This window comes from Burkholderia sp. F1, from assembly GCF_050813845.1.
Lineage (GTDB): Bacteria > Pseudomonadota > Gammaproteobacteria > Burkholderiales > Burkholderiaceae > Burkholderia > Burkholderia ubonensis.
Genome location: NZ_CP172422.1, coordinates 451,821 through 473,161 on the forward strand (window position 1 = coordinate 451,821; position 21,341 = coordinate 473,161).

General features: G+C 64.4%; 12 protein-coding genes and 1 pseudogene. 9 read left to right on the forward strand and 4 right to left on the reverse strand.

Translation table 11 applies throughout. The features are described 5' to 3' along the window. Positions 1 to 150: 150 nt before the first annotated feature. The gene (locus tag ACFIMZ_RS21100; protein ID WP_431824271.1) at positions 151 to 2,334 is read right to left on the reverse strand and encodes a TonB-dependent siderophore receptor; all 2,184 of its coding nucleotides are present in this window, start codon (positions 2,332 to 2,334) and stop codon (positions 151 to 153) included. Positions 2,335 to 2,706: 372 nt separating this feature from the next. Beyond that, positions 2,707 to 4,581, reverse strand: coding sequence for a type VI secretion system baseplate subunit TssF (gene tssF / locus ACFIMZ_RS21105; protein ID WP_431824272.1), 1,875 nt, complete (start codon positions 4,579 to 4,581; stop codon positions 2,707 to 2,709). Positions 4,582 to 4,701: 120 nt separating this feature from the next. Here tssF and ACFIMZ_RS21110 point away from each other — a divergent pair. From ACFIMZ_RS21110 to ACFIMZ_RS21120, 3 genes and pseudogenes are all read left to right on the forward strand, one after another. Beyond that, positions 4,702 to 6,486: pseudogene (locus tag ACFIMZ_RS21110) on the forward strand (type VI secretion system tip protein VgrG); the annotation flags it as partial. Between the two features lie 504 nt (positions 6,487 to 6,990). Continuing rightward, positions 6,991 to 10,608 (forward strand): RHS repeat-associated core domain-containing protein, encoded by a 3,618-nt coding sequence (locus ACFIMZ_RS21115; RefSeq protein ID WP_431825325.1) that lies wholly within the window; start codon positions 6,991 to 6,993, stop codon positions 10,606 to 10,608. A 234-nt stretch (positions 10,609 to 10,842) separates the two neighbouring features. After that, positions 10,843 to 11,097, forward strand: coding sequence for a PAAR domain-containing protein (locus tag ACFIMZ_RS21120; protein WP_431824273.1), 255 nt, complete (start codon positions 10,843 to 10,845; stop codon positions 11,095 to 11,097). A gap of 80 nt (positions 11,098 to 11,177) precedes the next feature. Here ACFIMZ_RS21120 and ACFIMZ_RS21125 read toward each other — a convergent pair whose 3' ends face one another. Next, positions 11,178 to 11,900 carry a TetR/AcrR family transcriptional regulator gene (locus tag ACFIMZ_RS21125; protein WP_431824274.1) on the reverse strand — a complete coding sequence of 241 codons (723 nt, stop codon included), beginning with the start codon at positions 11,898 to 11,900 and terminating at the stop codon, positions 11,178 to 11,180. A gap of 193 nt (positions 11,901 to 12,093) precedes the next feature. On the opposite strand from ACFIMZ_RS21125, the gene ACFIMZ_RS21130 reads away from it, so the two are divergent. Genes ACFIMZ_RS21130 through ACFIMZ_RS21145 form a run of 4 tightly spaced genes read left to right on the forward strand, consistent with a single transcriptional unit; the run spans position 12,094 to position 17,779 of the window. Next, a complete protein-coding gene (locus tag ACFIMZ_RS21130; RefSeq protein ID WP_010096812.1) occupies positions 12,094 to 13,275 on the forward strand; it encodes an isovaleryl-CoA dehydrogenase in 1,182 nt (393 codons plus the stop codon). 41 nt (positions 13,276 to 13,316) lie between these two features. Then, positions 13,317 to 14,924, forward strand: a complete 1,608-nt coding sequence (locus tag ACFIMZ_RS21135) for a carboxyl transferase domain-containing protein (protein ID WP_431824275.1) — start codon at positions 13,317 to 13,319, stop codon at positions 14,922 to 14,924. A 16-nt stretch (positions 14,925 to 14,940) separates the two neighbouring features. After that, positions 14,941 to 15,726, forward strand: a complete 786-nt coding sequence (locus ACFIMZ_RS21140) for an enoyl-CoA hydratase/isomerase family protein (protein WP_431824276.1) — start codon at positions 14,941 to 14,943, stop codon at positions 15,724 to 15,726. A 49-nt stretch (positions 15,727 to 15,775) separates the two neighbouring features. Beyond that, positions 15,776 to 17,779, forward strand: a complete 2,004-nt coding sequence (locus tag ACFIMZ_RS21145) for an acetyl/propionyl/methylcrotonyl-CoA carboxylase subunit alpha (RefSeq protein ID WP_431824277.1) — start codon at positions 15,776 to 15,778, stop codon at positions 17,777 to 17,779. Positions 17,780 to 17,911: 132 nt separating this feature from the next. Here ACFIMZ_RS21145 and ACFIMZ_RS21150 read toward each other — a convergent pair whose 3' ends face one another. Next, entirely contained in the window at positions 17,912 to 18,439 is a 528-nt protein-coding gene (locus ACFIMZ_RS21150; protein WP_431825326.1) for a hypothetical protein, read from the reverse strand. 332 nt (positions 18,440 to 18,771) lie between these two features. Here ACFIMZ_RS21150 and ACFIMZ_RS21155 point away from each other — a divergent pair, with 332 nt between their 5' ends. Further along, positions 18,772 to 19,917: a DUF2827 domain-containing protein gene (locus tag ACFIMZ_RS21155; protein WP_431824278.1), complete on the forward strand. Its 1,146-nt coding sequence runs from the start codon at positions 18,772 to 18,774 to the stop codon at positions 19,915 to 19,917. A 545-nt stretch (positions 19,918 to 20,462) separates the two neighbouring features. Next, positions 20,463 to 21,263 (forward strand): EAL domain-containing protein, encoded by an 801-nt coding sequence (locus ACFIMZ_RS21160; RefSeq protein ID WP_431824279.1) that lies wholly within the window; start codon positions 20,463 to 20,465, stop codon positions 21,261 to 21,263. The last annotated feature ends 78 nt before the right edge of the window (positions 21,264 to 21,341 follow it).

Below are 21,341 nucleotides of genomic sequence, written 5' to 3' on the forward strand. Positions count from 1 at the left end.
ATGAGGTGGTTGTCCGGCAGTCGCTACTGCGTAGCCAGTCTAGAGGGGCGCGATCACGAGCGGAAATCGCAAAATCGGATGGAAGATATTCGAGGGTCCGATGATTGCTCGGACGAATGGCGCGCGGCGCGCGGGCGCCATTCGAGACCGTCAGAACGACACGGTCGTCGTCAGCGTGACGAGGCGCGGCTCGCCGACCGCGACGATCAGGTTGCTGTTGCTCGACGGGTAGTAGGTCTTGTCGAGCAGGTTCTTCACGTTGAGCTGGATGCGCGTCGGGAACTTGCCGATTGTCGTCTCGTAGGCCGCGAACGCGTCGACGGTCACGTAGCCGGGCAGCGTGAAGCGGTTCGCCGTATCGCCGGGCCGCGCGCCGACGAAGCGCGCGCCGCCGCCGAAGCGCCAGCGGCCGGGCAGGTTCGCGATGGTCGTGTCGTACACCGCGAACAGGCTGCCGGTGTGATGCGCGACGTTGATCAGCGGCTGGTTGGCCTCGCGGTCGTTCGCGTTCGTATACGCATAGCTGCCGATCACGCTCCAGTGGCGCGTGAGCTGCCCCGCGACGTCGAGCTCGATCCCGCGCGAGCGCGCGGCGCCGATCGTCGACGTCACGTTGTCGACGGTCACCGCCACGTTGCGCTTGTCGATCTGGTAGACCGCGAGCGTGCCGGTGATCGCGGGCTTGAGGCTGAACTTGAGGCCCGCTTCGACCACGCGGCCGAATTCCGGCGCGAGCGGCGCGGCGGCGTTCGAAGACACGTTCGTCTTGAACGAGCGGCTCACGTTCGCGTACGCGGTCAGCGACGGCGTGAGCGCGTACGCGAGCCCGAACTGCGGCAGCCACACGTGGCCGTGCGAGCGGTCCGCGAACACGAACGGCCGCCCCATTCCGGATTCCTGCTGCCAGTCTTCCCAGCGCAACCCGGCCACCGCGGTGAGCCGGTCGGTCAGGTTCACCGAGTCCTGCAGGACGATCGAGTACGCGTGCACCTTCGACAGGTTGTCGCTTTGCGTCTTGCTCGGCGCGCTGCCGGGCGCGAGCAGGCCGTAGACGGGGTCGAACAGGTTGAAGCCGGACGCCGCCTTGCCGCGGATCGTGTCGCCGCGGAAGCTGCGCTGCCGCTCGTATTCGCCGCCGACGTAGATCGCGTGCTTCATTCCCGCGAGCGTCACGTTGCCGAGCAGGCCGAGCGTCGCGATCTGGTCCGAATCGCTGCGCCCGAGGTTCGCGTCGGACGAGCGCATCATCGCGCCCGTCGCGCTGTTCAGGCCGGTGGCGCGCGTGATGTACTGCGCATAGCGGTCGCGGCCCCAGCCGTACGTCGCGCGCAGCCGCCACGCGTCGGACAGGCGATGCTCGACGCGCGCGCGGAACGTCTCCTGGATCCCGCTGCTCCGCGACCACGCCTCCTCGTAGCGGCGATCGCGCAGCGCATCGTCGAGCCGGCCGTTGACGAGCGCGGCGCCGCGATCGAACGGCGTCGTGTAGTCGACGTACTGGTAGCTGACGTCGATCGACGTATTCGCGTCGTGCCACGACAGCGCGGGCGCGATCAGCGCATCGCGGGTGCGGCCGAAGGTGCGCCAGTAGCGGCTCGTGTCGTATTCGCCGGTCAGGCGGAACGCGAGCGTGCCGCCCGCGACCTGGCCGGGCTTGCCGAGCGGGCCGGTGAGATCGAACGTCGCGCGTGCGCCGCCGTGGCTCGTGCGCGTCGCGGAGATCGAGCCGCCGAACGTGTCTTCGGGCTTGCGCGTGACGAGGTTGATCACGCCGCCCGGGTCCTGCATGCCATAAAGCAGCGACGCGGGGCCCTTCAGCACCTCGACGCGGTCGATCGTCGCGAGATAGCTGTGCAGCCCCGGCGTGCGCATGCCGTCGACGAGCACGGAGCCGTCGTTGTTCGAGCCGAAGCCGCGCTTGATGAACGCGTCGCGCGTGCCGCCGAGCGTGTTGGTCTGCGTGACGCCGCTGATGTTGCCGAGCACGTCGTCGAGCGAGCGGGCCTGCTGGTCCTGCATCACGCTGCTGCTGACGACGGCGACGGATTGCGGGATCTTCTCGAGCGGCGTGTCCTGCGCACCCGCGACGGACGTGCTGCGCGGCTGGTAGCCGATCGTCGGGTCGCCGACGGCCGACGCGTTGACGCTGATCGTCGGCAGGTCGTGGCCGACAGCCGACGCGGAGCGCGCCGTCGGCGATGCCGGCTCGGCTTCGGTGCGGTCGCCGGCGGCCGCATGCGCGTTGCTCGCGACGCAGAGGGTGATCAGGGTGTGCAGGCTCGCGCGCCATGGACGGAGCGTCTGGGCGCGGCGGGGCGTTCGGCGTGAATGCATGAATCGATGACCGATGGAGTGCTAAGGAATGCGCGGCCGGAAGCGGGGCTTCGGCGTGGACGGAGGTGGCATGGTATTGGCAATGAGAATCATTTGCAATAACGGCGGTGTGGCGGGTATAAGAGTCCGTCGCAATAGGGGGAAGTCAACGGCCAGGCATCGCGCGTCGTGTCGGGGATGTTCGACGAAACCGCGTTTCACGAGCATCGATACGCGCGACGGGCGCTGGATCCACCTGCGAACCGGAGCCACGAGATCGTGGATGACCGGCCATCGAATGCGGCCGATCGTGCAAGAGACGCGCAGTGTGTTGCCAATGTGCCGGAAGTGCGTTGGCGCGATTCCCGCCGTTCACCGGATATCCGTCGTGATTCAGATCAATGCACGTGTCCCGGGGCGAGGCGGGCAGCGAAGAAGGTTCGCGCCGGTCTGCGCGGAGCGGACGATCAACTGGATGTAGCTGTTCGCCGGCGCGTAAGGCGCGAAAAGCCTGTCGAGTACCTGTGCAAACGCACTGAGCGCGATATCGCGCAGGGTGTGTTCGTCCACGAACAGGACGATTTCGATGCCCCGCACGAACGATGGAAAATGACCGTCGATGCTCATCCATCTGACGGCAGGTTTGTGTTCCAGCCGTGAGATTGCGTCCACGTTGCGTCGTGCGATCGAAGTTGTGCGCGGCAAGTGCAATCCGAGAAATTCCTTCAGTGCGTGCAGGCCCGATTGCGTCAGATCGAGTGGTTGTGCCGTCATGGCGGCGAGCACACGCCACAAGATGTTCCGTCCGCGCGGCAGGGAGCTGGGAAGGGTCGGTCGTGTCAGCAGCGTGATCGGGCAGGCAAGTGCCGAGCCTTCGTGCACCAGGTCGCTGTCCGGCGCACCGATGGGTAACCGGGACGGCAGATCCCCGTTGGTTGCGGTGACGTCGACGTCAATTTGTGGATGATCTGGGCGGGCAATTTCTCCGTGTATGTCGATCAGCGATAACAGGAGCCCCCGACGACTCGCATGATCTTCCGGGTACGGCGTTCGCGAGGTTCTCCAGTAGACGGCCGGCGGCAGGGGCGGGCTGCCGTGACTGAAATCCGCGTACGGTTTCACTGCAAGGTCCGGATGACGTCCTGTCCCCGGCGAGAACGCCTCCTGACCGGACGGCGTTCGCTCGCCCAGGCGGACGGTGTCGATCGAGTACACGTCGAGCGAATGGGCCGTTGTCAGTGGCCGAGGGATGACGGGGTAACCCGTGGCATTGCCGGTCGTCCGGATGGGTAGCGCAGCGCGCTTGAACAAATTGATCACGGGGGTGCAGAACAATCTGAAAGCGGTAGCGTCCAGTTCGCTCAGCGCCTGTGTCGTGGCCGGTCGGTTTTGTTCGCCTCTTGTCGCGATGTGCAGCGTCAGCAACCTGGCATCGGTCGCACGCGCCGCACGCTGAATCCGCCCCAGGTCAATATCGAGGAACTGGAACTTCTCCGGGAATGCGAAGTACTCGATCAGACTTCGAAATGCGGCTGGCGCGGCGGCCGGCTCTTCCGGCAGCAGCGCATCCTTTCCGTCGAATCCGGCTGCTTTGATCGGCACCTTCGATAGTGTCGCCCACCGCCCATTTTCGTTGACCTCGACGTACGCGGCGCATGCGCGCAACAGTAACGCGTCGGTGAGCGCGGCGACCAGTGGCCGGTTGCCAGACAGGTAGATGCGTAGAGGCCCGGGCGAAATCGTTCCATCGAATGTGCCCGAAAGCGTGTCACTGCCGAAAGTGACCGAGATGATGTCGGTTGTGTCGACCGGCAACTCGGCGGACGCCGGTGCCGATGTCGCGGAGCCGACGCGTGCCGAATGAACCCGCAGCGGGCATAGCGTGACGTCATAGACGGTCCGGAACCGGCATGGTTCGGCGTTGGCGTCGAGCATCGTGCCGCGCGGTACCGCGATCGGTTCGGTCTGTTGGCCGAAGAGGGCGGCCGGGTCGAATTGGGCAATCGCACAGGCCGGAACCGTGCGCAGGTACTGCGGATATAGCGTTTCAAGCAGCGATTCGGTGAATTCGGAGTAATCGTCCTCGAGTTTTGCGTCGACACGCGCGGCAAGCAGAGCAAAGGCTTGAATGAGCCGCTCGGCATGGAGGTCGCCTCGAGCAGTCACACCGAGCCGCGCACCGATCTTGGGATGGCGCTCGGCAAATTCCGTCAGGCCACGTGAAAGCAGGCCGACCTCGTATTCATAGTGGGGCAGCAGTTCTTCCATTCACCATTCGAGCCGCGGAAATCGCCTTGTTTGTGCGCATGCGAAACGTTACAATCTGTCAAGTATATTACAAATACATAACGCAAACGCGTTTCCCTCTGCGGAGATTCCGAGGCTGCCATGCAAATGTCTGAAATCGCGAGCTTTTTTCAGCTTCAAAGCAACCGGCTTTTTACGATTCGGACGCCACTGGATGGGGCGTCCGATCTGGTGCTCGTTGATTTTGAGTGTTCGGAAGGCCTGTCCCAAAACTTCGAGATCCGTGCCCGTCTTGCATCCCGGGACCCGAACATCGAATTGAAACGGCTGATCGGACAGGCGGTAACGATTACGCTGCAATTGAGCGATGCGCTGGCGAGCTCGGAAGAGAGAGATTTCCACGGCTACGTCACGGCGTTTTCGCATCTCGACAACGACGGGGGGTTTGCGCTCTATCACGCCACGATTCAGCCGTGGCTGTGGATGCTCTCGCGCCGTCGCGATGTCAGGATCTTTCAGGAAGAGACCACGGAAGCCATTCTCTCGAGCGTCTTCAAGGAATACGGCCGCATCGCGTCATTCGAGTTTCGGCTGTCGAAGCCGACGAAGCATCGTAGTTACTGCACCCAGTACAGGGAAACCGATCTCGAGTTCGTCGAGCGCTTGATGAGGGAAGACGGCTTGTACTTCTTCTTCGAGCATGCAACAGACGGGCACACGTTGATCCTGGCAGACAATTCGGTGGCGGCAGAACCGATAGAGGGCCGCTATTCGCGATTGCAGTATTCGAAAGGCGAGGCGCTCGACGACCTGGCCGTCGTCACGTCGTTCCAGGCGAGTCGTCAGTTGGAATCCGGCAGCGTTGGACTGAAGACGTTCGACTATAAGGCACCCCATGCACGTCGTTTCGTGTCGGGAGGGACGGACGTGAATCAAGGGGAGGTGCCGGCGTATGAAATCTACGATTATCTCGGCGAATACGGTTTCCCTGACGGCGATCGCGGGGAAGAGCTCGTTCGATTCAGGACGGAGGCGCTGGCAGCGCACAGCAAGGTCTTCGTCGGGACGACGACCAGCCGGCGGTTGGCGCCTTGCAGATACTTCGAGTTGTTCGATCACTACGATTACGACAGCGCGAAGCCTGAGGATCGGCAGTTTCTGCTGACCACGGTCACGCACAGCGGGACGAACAACTATCAGGCCGGCGATGGCGCGGCGACGTATCACGGCAGCTTTACGTGCATTCGAAAGAAGATCCCATATCGTCCCGCGTTCACGATCGAGCGCCCACTCATCACCGGGCCTCAGACGGCGATCGTCGTCGGCCCGGACGGAGAGGAAATCTATACCGACAACCTTGGCCGCGTGAAGGTGCAATTCCACTGGGATCGCATCGGCAAGCGGAATCAAGGCAGTTCGTGCTGGGTTCGAGTCGGGCAGCCGTGGGCCGGGCGAGGGTTCGGGATGGTTCAGATACCGAGAATTGGCGACGAGGTGGTCGTCATTTTCCTGGATGGGGATCCGGACAGGCCGCTCATTATCTCGAGCGTCTACAACTCGGCAAATATGCCGCCTTGGGTGTTGCCGGCCAATTCGACGCAGAGCGGGATTCTCTCGCGGTCGACCAAGGGGGGCAACGTCCACACGGCCAATGCCATCCGGATCGAAGACAAGAGGGGCGAGGAGGAGATCTGGATTCATGCCGAAAAGGACCAGCGCATCGAGGTCGAGCACAACGAGTCACTGACCGTCGGCCACGATCGCAGCAAATCCGTCGGCAATGACGAGGACGACAGGATCGGGCGGAACTGGACCCTGAGTACCGGGGGCTACAAGTTCGAGACCGTGGCGCTTGCATCGGTCAACAATGTCGGCCTTGGCGCGATGCTCAATGTCGGCATGGCCTACAACGTCAATGTCGGTGGCCTGTATCTGCGCAATGTCGCGATGGAAATGGCGAGTACGGTCGGCCTGAATCGCACGGACAGAGTCGTGCAGAACTGGACGGCTGACGTCGGCCATACGTACACCGTGACGGTGCGCGGGAAAGCGGTCGGCGACGCGGTGAAGTCGGACCAACAGAATCCGATCGGGGCATCGCCGGATTTCGCTCCGCAACTGCCTGCGCCCGTATCGAGTTCGGACGCCAATCAATTGCGTCTCGCTGACAGCGGAGAAAGCAGCCTGTCCGGCGCGAAGCGGGCTCAACTCGCCGGTCCCGGCGGAACCGTCACGATCGATGAAGCGGGCATCCACCTGAAGGGCAGTGCAATCTTCCTCCAGGCGCCGACGATAAGCATGACAGACGGCGATGCCGGCAGCCTGGTGCCCGTGACCGAGGCAGACTGCGCGGAGTGCGCGCAGAAAACGACCAGTGCGAATCCGGTTGACGTGGCGACCGGGCAAAAAGTGCTGGCCCATCAGGATTTCATGCTGCCGGGGCGTCTGCCAATCAACTGGACGCGAAGCTACCGCAGCGCCGATCAGCGAACGGGTAGTCTCGGGGTCGCCTGGAAATTGCCGTATGCGACCGAGGTGCGCTCGATGGCAACGGGGTTGATCTACTTTGATGCCGATGGGCGCCAGTTGCAGTTTCCCGTTCTTGCGGCCGGTGACGAGCACTTTCATCCAATCGAGAAAATCGTCTTGTCCCAGCTCGAGGATGACGGTGCCGGGGCCGTCTACGTAGTGCGATTCACCGACGGCTACGAAGAACATTATGCGCGGCACCCGATTCTCGAAGATCGATGGCAGTTGCATCGCATTGCCACGCGCGACGGCCAGAGCCTGAAACTGGGATACACACCGCAAGGTTGGCTTTGCGAGGTCCGCAACGACCAGCATGCGGTGCGCTGCAATCTGGATGACGCGGGACGCATCGTTGCGGTGGTGAGCGTGCAGGACTCGGGCAGCACGGAACGTCGCTTGGCCGCTTACGTGTACAACGAGCACGGGGATATGGTGGAAGCGACCGATCGCTCGGATCTCACGTGGCGTTATGCCTACGAGCACCATCTGCTGACGATGTATCGCACGCCGTCGGGGGCGGTGCATGTTTCAGAGTGGGACAGTGACACGCCACAGTCCAGATGTTCGAGAACTTACGCCTATACGGAGGACTCGAACGGCCGCCAGCAAGTGACGCGCGACGTGCGCTTCTCGTATTCACCGTCATTGCGTACGACGCGCATGACGGACGGATTGGGCCACACAACCGAATACCACTATAACGGCCTATGGGCAGTTGACCGAATCGTTCATCCGGATGGCAGCGTTGAAGAGACTCACTTCGATGAGACGGGAAGTCTTGCCGGTTATACGGATGCGTTGGGGAGAAAAACGCGAATCGTCAACGATGCGCGCGGTAATCCGACTACGATTGTCGATCCCGCGGGGCAATTGACGCGACTCGTCTATGGCGCGTTGAATCAACCCGAGCAGATCATCGATCCGGCAGGTCAGATATGGCTACGCGCCTACGATGCGTCGGGGCATCTCCTGAGTGAGACCGATCCGCTCGGCAACGTGACGGCATATACCTATGAGAACGGCTTGCCGGTGACTCGCACGGATGCGCTCGGCAACGTAACGAAGCTGCAGTGGGACCCTGTCGGTCAGCTCGCGTCGCATACTGATTGCTCGGGGAACACAACCGGCTACACGTACGATCGATTCGGTCAGCTGACAGGGATTACCGACGCGCTCGGGAATGTGACCCGACTGACCCATAGCGAGGCTGCGCGGATCGCGGGCGTACAGCCCGCCGGTATGGGCTCCTGGAAAGCTCGCTACGATACGGCCGGGCGTATGGTCGCCCAGGTCGATCCGCTGGAACGCGTGACGCGCACCGAGTGGGATGCATACGACCAGTGTGTGAAGATTGTCGATCCGGCCAATGGGGAACGGCGGTTCGAATACGACGAATCCGGTCGGCTGACGAAGTTGACCAATGCGAATGGCGACGTCGCTACCTTCCTTTACGACAGCAGGTCGCGACTGATCGAGCAAGTCGGATTCGATGGTCGTCGGCAGAACTGCAAATACAACGCGGCGGGCGATCTTGTCGAACGGACGGACTACGGCCAGGACGGGCAGATCACGACAAGTATCATCCATGACGGTATCGGCCGCCCGATCGAACAGAAATCGAGCGATGGCAGTCATGCGCGCTATCGCTATGACGTGCGCGGACAGCTCACGCAAGCGCAAGCCGTTGCGTCGGGATGCTCGCCGATCCAGGTGACGTATGAATACGACGCGGCCGGTCGCTGCACGGCCGAAATACAGTCGCATCACGGCCGGGTATGGCGACTCAAGCATGACGTCGATGCGATCGGCAATCGGGTGTCGACGTACGTGCCGGACGCAGGCGCGCTTGTCTGGCAGCGCTATGGCTCGGGTCACGTCCATGGCGTCCTGCTGAATCAACAGCCGTTGGCCAGTTTCGAGCGCGATGCGTTGCACCGGGAAATTCGGCGCACGCAAGGCGCGGCGTCGCATGATTTCGCGTATGGGGACAACGGCTTGCTTGCGGCTCACCGGTGGCAGGGCCCGGGCGATTTGCCGCTGCCGCAGGAACATTCGCGTCCATGGCGGACCTGGCAATATGACCCTGCGGGTCAGTTGACAAGCCTGGATGATACGTTGCGCGGGAGGAAAGCCTACCAATACGACGCGTTGCTGCATCTGAAGAGCGTGATGTCGCCGAGCGATGCGGAGATCTTCCATTACGACCGCGCGGGAAATCTGCTGGGTGAGCCGGGCACGTCGTCGATCTCACCGGGGCATGCCAAGGGAGACCGTCTGAATGAATTCTGGTCGTCGGCATTTCCGGAGCGTCGTGCGGAATACACCTATGACGGTCACGGCAACAGAATGTCCAGAACGATGCTGCCCGCCGTTGCGCCCGGGCCGCGCGAAGGGTCGAGTAGCCCACGTAGATCGGCAAGCCTGATGCAGGCGCTGCGAGCGCTACGAGGCGAGCCGGACAGAACAGGAGTGGACGCGTCCGTGGTCTCCCCGGAGGTGACGCGCTATCGATACGACGGTAACCATCAGTTGGCTGCCGTCGAGCATGCCGACGGAGAAAGGACGGAATACGAGTATGACGCGCTGGGGCGGCGGGTGGCGAAGCACCGAAAGCAGTCGGACGGGTCGAGTCAAACGACGCTCTTCGTGTGGGACGGAGACTGGATGTTGCAGGAGATTTGCGCAGGGAGCACAAAACGCGAGGACAAGGTTGTAACGTACGTGCGGCACCCGGATCATTCGGGGCCGTTGTCGAGATTTGCGGAAGGTCGTACCTGGCATTACGTGACCGACCATCTCGGTACGCCGCAGGAGCTATACGACGATCGCAAGGAGATCGTGTGGGCGGCCGACTTGAGTGCTTACGGGCGCATGCGACGGGAGTTCGCGAGTTCGGTGGACAACCCGATTCGTTTCCCCGGCCAGTACTACGATGCGGAGTCGGGCCTGCATTACAACCGCTTCAGATACTACGACCCGGAGACGGGGCGCTATGTCAACCAGGATCCGATCGGATTCCTGGGAGGGTACAACAAGTATGCCTACGCATTGAATGTCCCTAATCAGGCATATGATCCGAAGGGGTTGTTCATTCCGTTGATTGTTCTGGCCGGACTGGGGGCGAGAGCATTGCTTGGCGGGGCAATCGAACTGGGAATGCAGAGTGGAAAACAGGTCTTGGGACAAGTGAAGGAGAACTGGGACGAAGGGCGTCCTCTCACCGACATCAATCTGGACTGTGTGAAAATCGACTGGGCCGACGTTGGCGTGTCGGCGGCGGTCGGAACGGTCGCGCCTGGTCTGTTTGGCACGGCGAAAAATATCTACAAATCCTCCAAGGCGTTGAAAGTGCTTTCCAGGCAGACCGGCAGGACTGCAAATCGTACCGCCAAGTTGCAGGCGAGAGTGAGTGCGAAGAAGTCCGCTATCGGCAAGGAGCTGGCGGTTCAGGGGGCGTGGCAGGGTGTCAAACAAGGAGGGAAATGCGTGCTTGGCGAGGAGAGAAAATGCGAAGAGTAAGCAAGACTTGGTTATATATCGTTTTTTTTGCGCCCCTGGCATTTTTCTATGAACCCGTGAAAAGATACCTTGGGGGAGGTTGGCTGTTTTTCGTATGCGCGGTCGGTTATCTATGCGTGTGTTCGCTGTTGGCAAATTATTTTGGAAAGCCCGACAGAAAATAGAAGGCAGATTGCCGGTGGCGATTTGTCGATGCCTTGCAAGAAAGGGACCGTTGTGTTGAGGAATACCTGAATGCCAGCACCAGTTGCAACCATCGGTACGGAGACCACGCATGGCGGGGTGGTGACGTCGGCTAACGCGGGCGTCGTTGTCGACGGTCGTCCGGTCGCGTGCGTCGGAGATACGGTATCGTGTCCGTTACACGGGCAAGGGGTCATCACCGACGGCGGTTTGGCGGCAGTGAGCGGGCGCCGAATCGCCCGCCACGGCAGCAGCACGAGCTGCGGTGCGACGCTCGTTGTTTCCGGGGGAGGCCCCACCGTCTGACCGATTCGCCACTGACAGGCATGAAATTGAAAGCACGCTGAAGCTCACGCACTGCCGGCTGGCCGAATGAAGGGGCGCGCTCACGCGCGCTTGCCGTTCTCCTCCAGCCTCCGCACCGCCTCCGCCACCTCGTTCCTGAACCGCACGAGCGCCGCCTGTTCCGGCGCCGGCGGCTGCACGGCCGCCCACAGCATGTCGACCAGGTGCGCGGCCGTCGTTTCCGTATCGAGCTTCCGGTGCCCGAGAATCGCGTCCCACAGCACGTGCTCCATCGGCCCGAACACCATCGAGCGCAGCAGGCTCAGCGGCATGTCGGTGCGCACCTGGCCGGCCGCCTGCCCGCGCGCGAGCACGTCCATCAGCGGCGCCGTGTAGCGCCGCTGCAGCGCGGTCAGCTCGTCGCTCAGCGCATGCTGCTTCGCGCGCCCCTCCGACAGCACGAGCGCGCACAGCCCGGTGCCGTTCACGAGCATCAGCCGCAGGTGGGTGCGCACGATGAACGCGAACTGCTGCTGCACCGGGGCATCCTGCGGCATCCCCAGCTCGAACGCCGCGATGATTTCGTCATACCAGTCGGCGATCACCCGCGCGCACAGCTCGCGCTTGCCGCGGAAGTAGCTGAACACGGTCGCCTCGGACACGCCGACGCGCTGCGCGATCTCGGCGGCGGTCGCGTGCTCGTAGCCCTTTTCGGCGAACACGTCACGTCCGGCGCGCAGGATGTCCTGCACGCGCTGCTGCGATTTTCGGCCGGCGGGCGCGCGGGGCGCGTCGGCACGTTCGGCCTTGACGGTGTCGGTCATGATGTCGGATACACGGCTGTCATCCGGCCATGATATCTGAGTGTCACTCAAAAAACTATTGACGACGTCCCCCGCGAAGCGCGAAACTACGCAAAATTTCCGCAGTATTGGCTAACGAATCGGCGCAACATCCGGTTTTGAGCAAAACTCAGAAATCGGTGCGCGCAACGCACTTTCTGGAGACGGAGGAGACATGATCAACTTGCCCGGCGTGCAATTCATGCTCGGTGAAGACATCGAGATGCTGCGCGACGCCGTCGCGAACTTCGCGGCGAAGGAAATCGCGCCGCGCGCGGCGGAAGTCGATCGCACCGACCAGTTCCCGATGGATCTGTGGAAGAAGTTCGGCGACCTGGGCGTGCTCGGGATGACCGTCTCGGAAGAATACGGCGGCGCGAACATGGGCTATACCGCGCACATGGTCGCGATGGAGGAGATCTCGCGCGCGTCCGCGTCGATCGGCCTGTCGTACGGCGCGCACTCGAACCTGTGCGTGAACCAGATCCACCGCAACGGCACCGAAGCGCAGAAACGGAAATACCTGCCGAAGCTCGTGTCCGGCGAGCACATCGGCGCGCTCGCGATGAGCGAGCCGAACGCCGGCTCCGACGTCGTCAGCATGAAGCTGCGCGCGGACAAGCGCGGCGACCGCTACGTGCTGAACGGCACGAAGATGTGGATCACCAACGGCCCCGACTGCGACACGCTCGTCGTCTACGCGAAGACCGACATCGAAGCCGGCCCGCGCGGCATCACCGCGTTCATCGTCGAGAAGGGGATGAAGGGCTTCTCGGTCGCGCAGAAGCTCGACAAGCTCGGGATGCGCGGCTCGCACACGGGCGAGCTCGTGTTCGAGGACGTCGAGGTGCCGGAAGAGAACATCCTCGGCCAGCTCAACGGCGGCGTGAAGGTGCTGATGAGCGGCCTCGACTACGAGCGCGCGGTGCTGTCGGGCGGCCCGACGGGCATCATGGCCGCGTGTCTCGACGCGGTCGTGCCGTACATCCACGACCGCAAGCAGTTCGGCCAGGCGATCGGCGAATTCCAGCTGATCCAGGGCAAGGTCGCCGACATGTACACGACGTTCCAGGCGTGCCGCGCGTACCTGTACGCGGTCGGCCGCCATCTCGACTCGGCCGGCAGCGACCACATTCGCCAGGTGCGCAAGGACTGCGCGGGCGTGATCCTCTACACGGCCGAGAAGGCGACGTGGATGGCGGGCGAGGCGATCCAGATCCTCGGCGGCAACGGCTACATCAACGAATACCCGGTCGGCCGCCTGTGGCGCGATGCGAAGCTCTACGAAATCGGCGCCGGCACGAGCGAGATCCGCCGGATGCTGATCGGCCGCGAGCTGTTCGCTGAAACGCTGTAACGCCCACGTCAAGCCCACGCCACGCGAACGGAGCCCCGTCGATGCCGATCATCGAATCCAAGCTGAACCCGCGCTCGGAGGAATTCCGCGCGAATGCCGCGGCGCTCGAGGCGGTCGTCGCCGCCCTGCGCGCGAAGATCGAACAGCTCGCGCAGGGCGGCGGCCCGGCCGCGCGCGACAAGCACCTGTCGCGCGGCAAGCTGCTGCCGCGCGACCGCATCGCGCAGCTGCTCGATCCGGGCACGCCGTTCCTCGAGCTGTCGCAGCTCGCCGCGAACGGCATGTACAACGACGACGCGCCGGGCGCGGGGATCATCACCGGCATCGGCCGGATCGCGGGCCGCGAGTGCGTGATCGTCTGCAACGACGCGACGGTCAAGGGCGGCACCTACTACCCGGTCACGGTGAAGAAGCACGTGCGCGCGCAGGAGATCGCCGCGGAAAACCGCCTGCCGTGCGTGTATCTCGTCGATTCGGGCGGCGCGAACCTGCCGAACCAGGACGACGTGTTCCCCGACCGCGACCACTTCGGCCGCATCTTCTACAACCAGGCGACGATGTCGGCGGCGGGCATCGCGCAGATCGCGGTCGTGATGGGCTCGTGCACCGCGGGCGGCGCATACGTGCCGGCGATGAGCGACGAGTCGATCATCGTGAAGAACCAGGGGACGATTTTCCTCGGCGGCCCGCCGCTCGTGAAGGCGGCCACCGGCGAGGAAGTGAGCGCCGAGGATCTCGGCGGCGGCGACGTGCACACGCGCCTGTCGGGCGTGGCCGACCATCTCGCGCAGAACGACACGCATGCGCTGTCGATCGCGCGCAACATCGTCGACCACCTCGCGCCGAAGCTCGCGTCGCCGGTGACGCTGCGCGAGCCGAGGCCGCCGCGCTACGACGCGCAGAGCCTGTACGGCGTGATCCCTGTCGACACGCGCAAGCCGTTCGACGTGCGCGAGGTGATCGCGCGCGTCGTCGACGATTCCGAATTCGACGAGTTCAAGGCGCGCTACGGCACGACGCTCGTCACGGGCTTCGCGCACATCTGGGGCCATCCGGTCGGGATCGTCGCGAACAACGGCATCCTGTTTTCCGAATCGGCGGTGAAGGGCGCGCATTTCATCGAGCTGTGCTGCCAGCGCAAGATCCCGCTCGTGTTCCTGCAGAACATCACGGGCTTCATGGTCGGCCGCAAGTACGAGAACGAAGGCATCGCGCGCCACGGCGCGAAGATGGTGACGGCCGTGTCGAACGCGAAGGTGCCGAAGTTCACGGTGATCATCGGCGGCTCGTTCGGCGCGGGCAATTACGGGATGTGCGGTCGCGCGTTCGGCCCGCGTTTCCTGTGGATGTGGCCGAACGCGCGGATCTCGGTGATGGGCGGCGAGCAGGCCGCGTCGGTGCTCGCGACCGTGCGCCGCGACGGCATCGAGGCGAAGGGCGGTTCGTGGTCCACCGATGACGAAGAGGCGTTCAAGCAGCCGATTCGCGACCAGTACGAGCGCCAGGGGCATCCGTACTACGCGAGCGCGCGGCTGTGGGACGACGGCGTGATCGACCCCGCGCAGACGCGCGACGTGCTCGGCCTCGGGCTGGCAGCGTCGATGAACGCGCCGATCGACGACACGCGTTTCGGCGTGTTCCGGATGTAACGAGCAAGGAGCGACGATGCGATACGAAACCATCAAGGTGGCCGAAGCAAACCGCGTCGCCACCGTCACGCTGGCGCGCCCCGACGTGCGCAACGCGTTCAACGAGACGATGATCGCCGAGCTGACGACCGCGTTCGAATGGCTCGACGCGCACGCCGGCGTGCGCGCGGTGGTGCTCGCGGCGGAAGGCCCCGCGTTCTGCGCGGGCGCGGACCTGAACTGGATGAAGAAGATGGCCGGCTACTCGGACGACGAGAACCGCGCCGACGCGCGCAAGCTCGCGCGGATGCTCGAGGCGATCCACCGCTGCGGCAAGCCGGTGATCGCGCGCGTGCATGGCGATGCGTATGCGGGCGGCGTCGGCCTCGTTGCCGCCGCCGACATCGCGATCGCGGCGGACGGCGCGAAGTTCTGCCTGTCCGAAGCGCGGCTCGGGCTGATCCCGGCGACGATCGCGCCGTATGTGGTGCGCGCGATGGGCGAGCGCGCGGCGCGGCGCTATTTCACGACGGCGGAAGTGTTCGACAGCGCGCGCGCGGCGGCGCTCGGCTTCGTGCACGAAGCGGTGCCGGTCGATGCGCTCGACGAGACGGTCGAAAAGCTCGCGGCGACGCTGGTCGCGAACGGGCCCGATGCGGTGTGCGCATGCAAGCGGCTCGTGGCCGACGTCGCGGGCCGTCCGCTCGACGCGGCGCTGATCGAGCAGACCGCCGAATGGATTGCGCGGACCCGCGCGGGCGCGGAAGCGCGCGAGGGCATCGCCGCGTTCCTGGAGAAGCGCACGCCGTCATGGCGGGCGTGACGGCAGCGCGAAGCGCGAACCCCATCCCTTACCGGACGACATCGAAGCCATGTTCGACAAGATTCTGATCGCCAACCGCGGCGAAATCGCCTGCCGGGTCGCCGCGACGTGCCGACGTCTCGGCATCGCGAGCGTCGCCGTCTATTCCGACGCGGACGCGCATGCGAAGCACGTCGCCGCGTGCGACGAGGCCGTGCATATCGGCGGCGCGGCGGTTGCCGACAGCTACCTGCGCATCGAGCGCATCATCGAAGCCGCGCGCGCGACCGGCGCGCAGGCGATCCATCCCGGCTACGGGTTCCTGTCCGAGAACGAGGACTTCGCGCATGCGTGCGAGAAGGCCGGCATCGTGTTCATCGGGCCGCCGGTCGACGCGATCGCCGCGATGGGTTCGAAGGCCGCCGCGAAGGCGCTGATGCATGCGGCCGCGGTGCCGCTCGTGCCCGGCTATCACGGCGACGAGCAGGACGCGGCGCTGCTGCATCGCGAGGCCGATGCGATCGGCTACCCGGTGCTGCTGAAGGCGAGCGCGGGCGGCGGCGGCAAGGGGATGCGCGTCGTCGAGCGCTCCGGCGATTTCCCGGCGGCGCTCGCGTCGTGCCAGCGCGAGGCGGCGAGCAGCTTCGGCAACGACCGCGTGCTGATCGAGAAATATCTGCAGCGCCCGCGTCACGTCGAAGTGCAGGTGTTCGGCGACAAGCACGGCAACACCGTCTACCTGTTCGACCGCGACTGCTCGGTGCAGCGCCGTCACCAGAAGGTGCTCGAGGAAGCGCCGGCGCCGGGCCTGCCGGATGAAGTGCGCCGCGCGATGGGCGAGGCGGCGGTCGCGGCCGCGCGCGCGGTCGGCTATGTCGGCGCGGGCACGGTCGAATTCATCATGACGGGCGACGCGTTCTACTTCATGGAGATGAACACGCGCCTGCAGGTCGAGCATCCGGTCACCGAGATGGTGACGGGCCTCGACCTCGTCGAATGGCAGTTGCGCGTCGCCGCCGGCGAGCCGCTGCCGCTGCGGCAGGACCAGCTTCACGTGCAGGGTCACGCGATCGAGGCGCGCCTGTATGCGGAGAACCCGGCGCGCGGCTTCCTGCCGTCGACCGGCACGCTGAAGCATCTGCGTCTGCCGGACGGCGTCGAGTTCGACATCGGCGCGCCGGTGCGCATCGACAGCGGCGTGCGCGAAGGCGATGCGATCACGCCGTTCTACGACCCGATGATCGCGAAGCTGATCGTCCACGGCGCGGACCGCGCGGAAGCGCTCGGGCGGATGGCGCGCGCGTTGCGCGAATGCGAGGTCGTCGGACTCTACACGAACGCGGCGTTCCTGCAGCGGATCGTCGCGTGCCGGCCGTTTGCCGAAGCCGATCTCGATACGGGCCTGATCGAGCGCAGTCACGACGCGCTGTTTGCGCCGCAACAGCCGCCGCGCGCGGCGCTGGCGCTTGCCTGCGCGGCATTGCGCGCGCGCGAGCGCGACGCGCTGACGGACGGCGGCTCGCCGTGGGCGGCGCTGTCGAACTGGCGGTTGAACGCGGGCTTTCGCCGCACGATCGAATGGCATGCGATCGAGCGCGACACGCGCGTGACCGTCACGGTCGACGACGACGCGGCCGGCAAGCGGCTCACGATCGGCGATGCGCCGGCGCAACCGTTCTCATGGACGCGCGGCGCGAGCCTGCTCGACTTCGACGTGACGCTCGACGGCGTGCGCAGCAGCGGCCGCGTGTATGCGGACGGCGACACGTTCCACGTGTTCACGCAGGGCGCGGCCGAAGCGTTCGAATGGCGGAACCTGCTCGCGCACGCGGGCGATGCCGAGCATGGCGGCGGCCGCCTGACCGCGCCGATGCCGGGCAAGGTCATCGCGGTGCTGGTCGAGGCCGGCCAGGCAGTCGAAGCGGGCACGCCGCTGATCGTGATGGAAGCGATGAAGATGGAGCACACGATCGGCGCGCCGAGCGCGGGCGTGGTCGCCGAAGTGCTGTACGGCGTCGGCGACCAGGTCGCCGATGGCGCGCAGCTCCTCGTGATGAGCGAGGACGCTTCATGACGAGCATGAGCGTGGAGAAGACAGCGTAGTCGGGATGCCTGATCGTCCAGGGATTCGGTATTTCGATGGATGGGCCAGGCGGCGCAGAGCCGATCTCGTCGTCGCCTGGCGGTAACCGGACGGAAAGCTGGCCTAATGCCGGCGCATTCCGCCGAACCCGTGCATGCCGCCGGATCCATGCATGCCGTCGAATCCCCTCACACCACCGAAGCCGCCATGCATGCCGCCGCCGGGGAACGTGCCGTGATGAAAGCCCGCTCCGATCGGCGCGCCGAAATGGCCGTGATTGATCGGATGGAAATGATTGAAGTGGTGAAAGTGATGAAACCGATGAAACCGGTCGACAAAGACCAGGCTTGCGCCCGCGCCGATGAATAACGGGGGGCCCCACCACCAGGGGTCGGGATAGGGGTAGGCCGCGACCGGATACCACAGCACGCTGCCATCCGGGCTTTGCACGATCTGCCAGGTGCCGTCGCTTTGCAGGCACGCGCGTCCGACGATCTGCTGCATTGTCCCGTCGATCTCCGCCTGCCCGACCACGGCACGGCAATTCGTGCCGTCGGCCAGCACGGGTGACTCGTCATATGGTTGCGCGAGCGCCGGCGCAGCAAGGCCGACGCAGGCGAGCAACGCCCCGAAACGAAGCAGGTTGTCCATGATGTAGGGCCGCATGAATCTCCCGACGTTTTCGACGTCGCGTCATCGGCGTCACCCAGCACATCGGTGTGCTTGCGCAAATTCACGCCGCCGAACTGGCTGTGACAGCGGCCCGCTCGGGGCGTGGTTGCCCAATCGGTAAACGTTGGCGCACGCCCGCTTATTCCAACGCCAAGGCATTGCGACGAGGGGGCGGGATGGCGCGCTCGCTAACGATAAGTGACAGTCTGGCGGCCCGCGATCCGCTAGACTGTCGCGGCGCGCGGGCCGCTTGACGCGAGCGGCGCAGCGCGCGCTACACTGCGACAACCCATCATTCCTCTTCGCTGACGATGACGTCACCTGTTGACCTGAACGGCCTGCGCATCGGCATCACGATTGGCCTGCGCGCCCCCGACGAAAGCCTGTGGATCAACGGCATCAAGCAGAACGCGCTGTTTCTCGCGAAGCTGTTGATGGCGTCGCCGCGCGGCTACCGCGTGACGCTCGTCAACACCACCGACGTGCCGCTGACCGATGCGCTGCCGTGGGATCGCGCGGCGTACGACACGCGCGCGTTCGCGGACGCGAAGGATACGCTCGACGTGCTGATCGAGCTCGGCGGGCAGATCGACGCCGCGCAGACCGCATACCTGAAGGCGCGCGGCGCGAAGATCGTCAGCTATTGCTGCGGCGTCGAGTACATCAACGCGATGGAGTCGATGCTGTTCGGCCGCCGGCTGTGGGATTCCCTCTTCATCAACCGCGGCTTCGACGAGGTGTGGGCGATCCCGCAGATCGCGCCGTCGTCGCTGCCGTTCCTGCAGTCGCTGCGCCGCTGCCCGGGGCGCGTCGTGCCGTTCGTCTGGGATCCGATGTTCCTGGCCGAGCGCGCCAGCACGCTGCCCGGGCACGGCGAATACCGGCCGAGCGGCACGCCCGCGAAGCGGCTCACGGTGATGGAGCCGAACCACAACGTCGTGAAGTTCTGCGTATATCCGCTGCTGATCATCGACGAGGCGTTTCGCCGCGAGCCGGACGCGATCGCGTTCACGCACGTGACGAACGCGGACCGTCTCGCGCGCGAGAGCCAGGAGTTCGTGATGCTGATGAACCATCTGGAGGTCGTGCGGGCCGGCAAGGCAAGCTTCGTCGGCCGCTTCGACACGCCGGTGTTCCTGTCCGAGCTGACCGACATCGTCGTGTCGCATCAGTGGGAGAACCCGCTCAACTACTTCTACTTCGACGTGTGCTGGCAGGGCTATCCGCTCGTGCACAACGCGAGCCTCGCGCCCGATCTCGGCTACTACTATCCGGACAACGACGTGCGGCAGGGCGCTGACGCGCTGCTGCGCGCGCTGCGCACGCACGACGACGACTGGGAAGGGTATGCGTTGCGCCAGCGCGAGATCCTGCGGCGCTATACGTCCGCGAACCCGGCGCTCGTCGCCGAGTACGACGCGCTGCTCGCACAGTTGATCGGCGCGACGGCGGCGTAGCAGCGTCGCGGGAGACGAAAAAAAACCACCGAAGGCGGGGGCTTCGGCGGTTTGCAAGGCACAAAGATGACGGATCCGGGGTTGGTCCGTCGGAATTGATTTTAATGTTAACTATCTTGTAAGACTGTTAAAGACAGTCATTTATAATTGCCGGTGTGTGATAGTTGATAATCCGTAAAATCAGCCTTCATTGAAAATCATAATGAACGAATGGTTGATGGTCCGGGCCTGGCGATCGAGCGGGGTCGCGCCTGGACAGCCGGGCGGCGCGCGTGATTTTCATTCTTATTTTCATATGAATAAAGCGCGGTCCGACAGGCGGAATAATAAGGTATCCATGCTTTCATTCATGTAATTTCAATATCGTTAACAGTATTCGATTTTGCTTGAATCTAGAATGGCTTCCGGTTGTTTCAACGAAGGCCGGATTTGCGATTCGGTCGATTTTCGTTGGCAAGGTGCGGGAGGGTTTTTTTTTCGTTCTCCGGCGTTTATTGTGAGGAATGGGCCGGTTCGCGCGGCTCGACGCTTTCCGGAGCGCCGGAATGAATGCGGTCGACGCTTGCCTTGAGGCGCAGATGCAAATGAATCATGACGACGCCGGCCAGCTGTTCGATCCGACCGCCGCACATCCGGACCCCGTCGCGGTATGCCGCTTCATCGAGCGCCGGCTCGCGTTTGCGCGCGAGCCCGTCTGCAGGACCGACCTGTCGGGCGGCGTGCTCTACCGCGAATGCCTCGCGCGCCTCGTAAGCGGCGAGCGCGATCTGCTGCGGCCCGTTGCGTTCCTGCCGCGTCTCGTGTCGATGGGGCTGATGCGCTGGTTCGACCAGCTCGTGGTGAGCCGGACGATCGACAGCCTGCGCGCCGATGCGAAAGCCGTCTACGGCTGCAACGTGTCGGCGTCGAGCGCGACGGAAGACGCGCAGTGGCAGACGATCTTCGATCGGCTTCACGTCGAGCCGGCGGTCGCGCAGCGGCTCGTGCTCGAGATCACGGAAACCGCGCCGCTGGACCCGGTATCCGGCCGTTCATTCGTCCAGCGGGTGCGGCAGACCGGATGCCGGATCGCGATCGACGATTTCGGCGCGGGCTTCAGCGCGCAGAACCATCTCGTGGTCGGCCGTCCGGACATCGTGAAGCTCGACCGCTCGATGCTGGCGATGATCCGGGACAACGCGGTCGGCCGGTATCAGGTGCGCCGGCTGGTGGCGCTGACGCACGAGAACGCCGGGCACGTCGTCGTGGAAGGCGTGGAGACCGAGCTGGACCGGCAGATGGCGATCGACGCCGGCGTCCGATGGGCGCAGGGCGATCATTTTTCCCGGCGTTCGGATGCCACGTGACGAGACCCGTTCGGCGCCATGAAGCCGGGTGGTCTGACGTAGTCTTGAGAGGTGGGGCGGTCGTGGAAGCACACAGCA